The sequence below is a fragment of the Brachybacterium sp. Marseille-Q7125 genome, assembly GCF_023062615.1.
In the GTDB taxonomy this organism is placed as follows: Bacteria; Actinomycetota; Actinomycetes; order Actinomycetales; family Dermabacteraceae; genus Brachybacterium.
In genome coordinates this window covers 20,731-27,212 of sequence record NZ_JALLAL010000040.1, presented here as the reverse complement: position 1 = coordinate 27,212, position 6,482 = coordinate 20,731, and the positions used below count along the sequence as shown (strand labels likewise).

The window sequence follows — 6,482 nt, the reverse complement described above, 5'->3', positions numbered from 1 at the left end:
CGTCTCTGCTGCCACTGCTATTCCTTTTTTTTCTACTCCGCCGACGTCCCCCGCAGCCCGCCCCAGGGCTCCCCGCCCCCGCCCCCAGTTGTGTATAGGCGCCGCCCGGGGCCCCCCCCCCCCCCCCCCCCCCCCCCCCCCCGCCGCCCCGTGCTCCGCGCCGGCTCCCTCGCCGCTGGCGCCGCCGTCCTCCCCGGCACCAGCGCCGCCGCAGCGCCTGCCACCCCCGCAGCAGCCCTCCCCTCCTCTCCGGCCCCGGCCGCACCCGTCGGCTCCGAACTCACCTGGCTGGTGCTCGACCACCACGTCCACTCCCTGTACTCCCATGACGCGAAGTACACGATGGAGCAGGTGCTGGACCGCGCCGAACAGTTCGGCGTGGACGCCATCGCCTTCACCGAGCACGCCAACCTGGGCCACGCCCACGAGGGCGGCGTCTGGGAGGCCAACCGCGAGATCCGCGCCGCACGCGAAGGCCGCGACCTGCTCGTCTTCCAGGGCCTGGAGTGGTACATCCCCGCCGCCGAGCACGGCACCGTCATGGTCGCCCCCGGCCCCAATGAGGCCCGCCTGCTGCGCACCTTCGAGCTGATGCACGACGGCAAGCTCAACGGCTGGGAGAAGCCCGACGTCGGCTCCGTCGAAGAGGCCGAATGGGAGCAGCACGCCGCCGACGCGATCGCCTGGCTCGGGCAGATGAAGCGCGACGGCTTCATCGACGACGTCCTGGTGCTGGCCAACCATCCCAGCCGCCTGGGCATCGACGCACCTCATGAGCTGCGCCTGTGGCAGGACGCGGATCCCGAGATCTTCATCGGCATGGAGGGTGCTCCCGGCGCCCAGGGCTCCGCCTTCGGCAAGAACCGGGCCCCGGAGTACCAGCGCGGCGAGTACGAGAACTCCCCGCGCCCGGACTCCCACCCCGACTACCCGGCCGAGTCTTACGTGACCCGCGGCGGCTTTGACTGGATGACCTCCGTGGTGGGCGGCGTGTGGGACTCCCTGCTCGCCGAGGGCCGTCGCTACTGGATCACCTCCAACTCGGACCTGCACCTGAAGACCCACGACACCTGGCGCGTGGGCGACTACCCCACCGGCGAGGGCTGGGACGAGGGTGCCAGCGGCGCGAACTTCGACCGCGCCGGCCGCCGCCCCGTCCCCGTGGACACCGGCGAACCGCAGGGCGGCAGCGACTACTGGCCCGGCCAGTTCTCCCGCACCCACGTGGGCGCCACCAGCCGCTCCCACCTGGCGGTGATGGAGGCGCTGCGTGCAGGCCGAGTGTGGATCGACCACGGCCACCTGCTGGGCGACCTCGCGGTCGAGCTCACCACCGCCGACGGCTCCGCGGCCGTCACCCTGGGCGGCACCCTCCAGGTCGCCGCGGGCACCGAGGTGGTGCTGCGCGTGCACGTCACGCCAGCCACGCGCGAGAACTCGGCGGGGATCCTGCCGGTGCTCGCGCATGTGGATCTGATCCGCGGCGATGTCACCGGGCCGTTCGATGACCCGGACACCCAGTCCACCCCGAACACCCGCGTGGCCGAGCGCCAGGACACCGCTGACCGCGGCCAGGAGCCCTACACGCTCGAGTTCTCCTTGGGGCCGGTGAACTCGGACCTGTACGTGCGGCTGCGCGGCTCCGACGGGAACCGCTCGGGCGTCGGTCCAATGGGGGCCGATGTGGATCCGGCTGGGCCGATCCCCCACGGTGGCGAGCCGGACGCCGGCAACCCCTGGGCCGACACCTGGTTCTACACGAACCCGATGTTCATCGAGGTGCGCTGAGGCGGCGCAGGACCCGGCCTGGGCGGAGGAATTCGACCTCTCAGCGGCACGACGCCTGCACTATGCACGCAGCGTGCCGCTCAGAGGTCATTTCCTTCCGCTCCTCGCCGATAAATCGTTTGGCAGGTCCCGCCACCCGGGCGCATACTGGTCCGTGCCGTTCGGGGAGCGGCGCCAGAGGTCTTCCCGAGGCGTTCCGCATATCGACCAGCGGCGCACTGCGCTGTGACGCAGAGGCACGATCCTGCGGGATCAACAGGGTTCAAGTCCCTTCTGGATGCCGCCCGGCGGGCCCCCGCGGCCCGGGCCAGCGGTCCGTCACCGATCCCGGCTGCGTGCCGGGTGACGCGTCGGCACCCCGCCCGTTCCGCGTCCGCCCGGCGGCATCCGCCTGACCACCCATCTCGTCCACCAGGGTCCTCGGACCCCTTGTCCATCCCTGACCAGGAGGCCCTCATGTCCACCGTCGATGCCCGTTTCCGTCGCGCCCGTCTGCGTACCCCGGCACCGCTGCCGGGGCACGCGGTGCTGCGTGTGCGCGGGGGCCGGGTGGAGCAGCTCGCGGCGCCGACGTTCGCCCGGCCGGGTGACCGGGTGGCGCAGGTGGATCTGCGCACGCGCCTGTTGACGCTGGCGCCGCAGGCCATCGCGGTGCGCGAGGGCGTGGACGTGCACGTCACCGCGGCGGTGCGCCTGCGGGTGGCCGACGCGGTGCGTCTGGTGACCACGGCATCGGCGGCCGAGGAGGAGGTGTACCTCGCGGTGCAGATCGCGCTGCGGGAGGTCGTGGCGGGCACCGAGCTGGAGGAGCTGCTGCGCCGTGAGGTGGACCTCGCGCCGGTGCTCGCCGCGGCCCGCACGGCCGGGGAGGCGGTGGGCCTTCAGGTGCTGGATGTTCTGCTCAAGGACGTCTCCGCCCCGCGGTCGCTCGCTGACGCGCGCGAACAGGCGCTGGTCACGGAGCTGGAGGTCGCCAAGGATCTGGAGCGGGCGCGCGGCGAGGTGAAGGCCACGCGGGCGCGTCTGGCCGCCGCACAGATGCTCGAGAAGAGCCCTGTGCTGGCGCGGTTGCGTCTGCTGGAGTCGCTGCCGTACGGCACCACGCTGAAGGTCGACGGCAGCCTCGGCATCGGCCCTGCGGCCGATGCGTCCTCCGCACCTGCCGGCGCGTCCGGCGCCGACGAGATCAGCGCAGAGGACCGCTGACCTCCTGCACCGCCGCGAGCAGGGACCCGTCCCGCAGCCGCGCCTCCGCCTCGGCGATGTCCGGGGCGAGGAAGCGGTCCGGGCCAGGTCCCTCGACCGTCTTTCGCAGCACGGAGATCGCGGCGGCGCAGGGGGCCGACGGGGTGAGCGGCGCGCGCAGGTCGATCGCACGGGCGGCGGTGAGCAGCTCGATGGCGAGCACGCGGCGGAGGTTGTCCACGCTGGTGCGGAGCTTGCGGGCAGCATGCCAGCCCATCGACACATGGTCCTCCTGCATGGCGGAGGACGGGATGGAGTCCACGCTCGCCGGCACCGCCAGGCGCTTCATCTCGGAGACCAGGGCGGCCTGCGTGTACTGGGCGATCATGAAGCCGGAGTCCACGCCCGGGTCATCGGCCAGGAACGGGGGCAGCCCGTGGGAGCGGGCCTTGTCGAGCATGCGGTCGGTGCGGCGCTCGGCGATGGAGGCGAGGTCCGCGCTCGCGATCGCCAGGTAGTCCAGCACGTACGCGACGGGCGCGCCGTGGAAGTTGCCGTTGGAGGTGATGGTGCCGTCCTCCAGCACCACGGGGTTGTCGATCGCGGCGGCGAGCTCGCGCTCGGCGACGGTGCGGGCGTGCTCGATCGTGTCGCGCACGCCGCCGGCGACCTGCGGGGCGCAGCGCAGCGAGTAGGCGTCCTGCACGCGCGAGCCCTCGGCGAGGACGTCGGCGACGATCGGGGAGTCCGCGAGCAGCGCATGGATGTTCGCGGCCGATGCGGCCTGCCCCGGGTGGGGGCGCAGCGGCTCATGCAGCTGGGCGGCGAAGACGGTGTCGCGGCCGCGCAGGCCCTGCACGGACAGCGCGCAGGTGAGGTCCGCGGCGCGGGTGAGCTCGTCGAGGTCGGCCAGCGCCATCAGCAGCATGCCGAGCATGCCGTCGGTGCCGTTGATGAGGGCCAGGCCCTCCTTCTCCTCAAGCAGGATCGGCTCGATCCCGGCCTCGGCGAGCAGTTCGGGGACGGGCCGCTCCACGCCGTCGCGGTCGCGGGCCCGCCCCTCGCCCATGAGGACGATCGCGCAGTGCGACAGCGGGGCGAGGTCCCCGGAGCAGCCGAGGGATCCGTACTCGTGGACGATGGGGGTGATGTGGGCGTTCAGCAGGGCGAGCATCGTCTCGACGACGACGGGGCGCACGCCGGTGCGGCCCGAGGCGAGGGTACGGGCGCGCAGCAGCATGAGGGCGCGCACCACCTCTGTCTCCACCTCGGGGCCGGTGCCTGCGGCGTGGGACCGGATCAGCGAGCGCTGCAGTGCGTGGCGCATCGACGGCGGGATCGAGGTGTCGGCGAGCGCGCCGAAGCCCGTGGACACGCCGTAGACGGGGGTCTCGCCGGCGGCGAGGGCGTCCACGTGGGCGCGGACCTGCGCGACTTGCTCCCGGGCGGCCGGGTCCAGGTCCACACGGGCGCCGTGACGGGCGACGGCGAGGACGTCTGCGGCGGTGATGCCGGAAGTGGACAGGGTGATCGCGGCAGGAGTGGTCATGTGCGGATTCTGGCAGGGTGAGAGCCCGGTTCCAAGCACGGACCGAGACTCCGACGGAGGAGCCGATTAGCACCGTGAACAGCGACGATGCTCTCTCGGCCCTCCAGCGAGCTGACGCGAGTCCGGCACCCCGGACTCTTACCGGGGATGCTCAGCGCTCGCCCTCCACGACCCGCAGCTCCAGCACCTCCCCGGTACGCATCGCGTCGAGCTGTGCGCCGAGCGGGACCATCACGCGGCGCTAGGGCTGCAGCCGCACGAAGGACCGCATCCCCGGGCTGTGGTCATGCGCCTCGGTGAACCCCATCGACTCGTAGAAGGCCCGCTGTCCAGGCTCGTCGTCGGTCAGCAGGACGGTCTGGCGCACCTGTGCAACGGGCTCGAGGACGGTCTGCAGCAGCCGCGCGCCGATGCCGCGGCGCTGATGGTCGGGCCGCACCAGGATGTCCTGCAGGTAGGCGATGGTCTCGCCGTCGCTGAGCACGCGGGCGAGCCCCACGAGCTCCCCACCGTCCCAGGCGGTCGCCACCACGGCGGAGCCGGCGAGGGCACGTATGAGCCGGCCGGGGTCCGCGGTGTATGCACCCCAGCCGACGGCGTCATACAGGGCGATGACCTGCGCACGGTCGTCGGGCGCCAGGGGGCGGGTGGTGAGGTGCATGGCGGCAGGGTACGGCGCGGCCCACCGCCGGTCGATGAATTTTCCCCTCACACCACGAGCAGCAGCAGGTGTGCGAGCGGGGCGGTGATGAGGATGGTGAGGATGACGCGCTCGATCCACAGCACCACCAGACGCCACACGCTCACCGGGATCGAGGTGGCCAGGATCGAGGGCACCAGGGCGGAGAAGAAGATGATCTGCGAGACCGCAACCACGCCGACGGTGAAGCGCAGCACCTCCGACGGGTGCGAGGCCACCACGGTGGCGGGCAGGAACATCTCGGCGATGCCCACCGAGACAGCCTTCCCGGCCAGGGCCGGATCCGGCAGCTGCACCAGCCAGGCGAAGGGCACGAAGAGCCAGCCGATCACATCGAACACCGGCGTGTAGGTGGCCAGCAGCAGGCCCGCGAGCCCCACTGAGAGGATCGACGGGACGATCGCGGAGCTCATGAGCACGCCATCGCGGAACGTCGCCCATGTCCCGCGGGGCAGGCTCGGCGCGGTGTGCAGCGCCCGCATCGCCTCATCCCAGGCGTGACGCAGGCGGTTCCCCCGGGCCTCGGGCTCCGGGTCATGCTCGGCATCCTCGTGCGGCTCATCGGGGATGGTGCCCAGCGGGGGGATCCGCACCGTGATTGCCGTGACCGCGAACGTGACGACAAGGGTGACGATGAAGTACAGCGTCCACCGATCCATGAGCTCCAGGGTGCTGGCCACGATGAGCATGAACGTCGCGGAGACCGTGGAGAAGCCGGTGGCGATGATCGCCGCCTCCCGCCCGGTGTAGCGGCCCTCGCGGTACACCCGGTCCGTGATCAGCAGGGCCAGGGAGTAGGAGCCGACGAACGAGGCCACCGCGTCCACGGCTGCACGCCCGGGCACTTTCCAGACCGGTCGCATGATCGGCTGGACCAGCACGCCGATGAACTCCATCAGCCCGTAGTTGATCAGCAGGGCCAGGAAGATCGCGCCGACGGGGACGATGAGCCCGACGGGGATCGCGAGCTTCTCCCACAGGAACGGGCCGATGCCCGGATTGCCCAGCGGGCCGGGGAACCATCCCAGCGCTGCACACACCGCGACCGCCAGGCCCACGATGTTCGCGAAGGCGAAGACGGTGCGTAGGATGCCCTTCTTCCACGAGCCGGTGACGAATGGACAGTGGGGGTCGGCTTCATCGTCGACCGTCCTTTCCAGGGAGAAGGACTGCGGGGAGAGTCGCGGCGGTGCGCCCCGGCGCTCTGTGACCGGTGAGTCAGCGCCAGTGTGCCGGGGGATGAGGTGCGGCGCGAGGCCG

At 71.9% G+C, this 6,482-nt stretch carries 5 protein-coding genes; 2 read left to right on the top strand and 3 right to left on the bottom strand.

Going from position 1 to position 6,482, the window contains the following annotated elements:
- Positions 1-150: 150 nt before the first annotated feature.
- Together MU407_RS10460 and MU407_RS10455 are read left to right on the top strand one after the other, a co-directional pair.
- A complete protein-coding gene (locus tag MU407_RS10460; protein ID WP_246957278.1) occupies positions 151-1,788 on the top strand; it encodes a PHP domain-containing protein in 1,638 nt (545 codons plus the stop codon).
- A 456-nt stretch (positions 1,789-2,244) separates the two neighbouring features.
- Complete coding sequence (locus tag MU407_RS10455) at positions 2,245-2,994, top strand: SPFH domain-containing protein (RefSeq protein ID WP_246957275.1); 750 nt, start codon at positions 2,245-2,247, stop codon at positions 2,992-2,994.
- Here MU407_RS10455 and hutH read toward each other — a convergent pair.
- The 3 genes from hutH to MU407_RS10440 all read right to left on the bottom strand — a co-directional run bounded on the left by hutH (position 2,975) and on the right by MU407_RS10440 (position 6,262).
- Positions 2,975-4,522, bottom strand: coding sequence for a histidine ammonia-lyase (hutH, locus tag MU407_RS10450; RefSeq protein ID WP_246957273.1), 1,548 nt, complete (start codon positions 4,520-4,522; stop codon positions 2,975-2,977). The two genes, MU407_RS10455 and hutH, sit on opposite strands and share 20 nt — an antisense overlap.
- A gap of 241 nt (positions 4,523-4,763) precedes the next feature.
- A complete protein-coding gene (locus MU407_RS10445) occupies positions 4,764-5,183 on the bottom strand; it encodes a GNAT family N-acetyltransferase (protein ID WP_246957271.1) in 420 nt (139 codons plus the stop codon).
- Between the two features lie 47 nt (positions 5,184-5,230).
- Complete coding sequence (locus tag MU407_RS10440; RefSeq protein ID WP_246957269.1) at positions 5,231-6,262, bottom strand: YjiH family protein; 1,032 nt, start codon at positions 6,260-6,262, stop codon at positions 5,231-5,233.
- Positions 6,263-6,482 lie beyond the last annotated feature (220 nt).

Coding starts and splice junctions, on each gene's coding strand:
- MU407_RS10455 (WP_246957275.1), top strand. CDS start 2,245: ATGTCCACCGTCGATGCCCGTTTCCGTCGCGCCCGTCTGCGTACCCCG.
- hutH (WP_246957273.1), bottom strand. CDS start 4,522: ATGACCACTCCTGCCGCGATCACCCTGTCCACTTCCGGCATCACCGCC.
- MU407_RS10445 (WP_246957271.1), bottom strand. CDS start 5,183: ATGCACCTCACCACCCGCCCCCTGGCGCCCGACGACCGTGCGCAGGTC.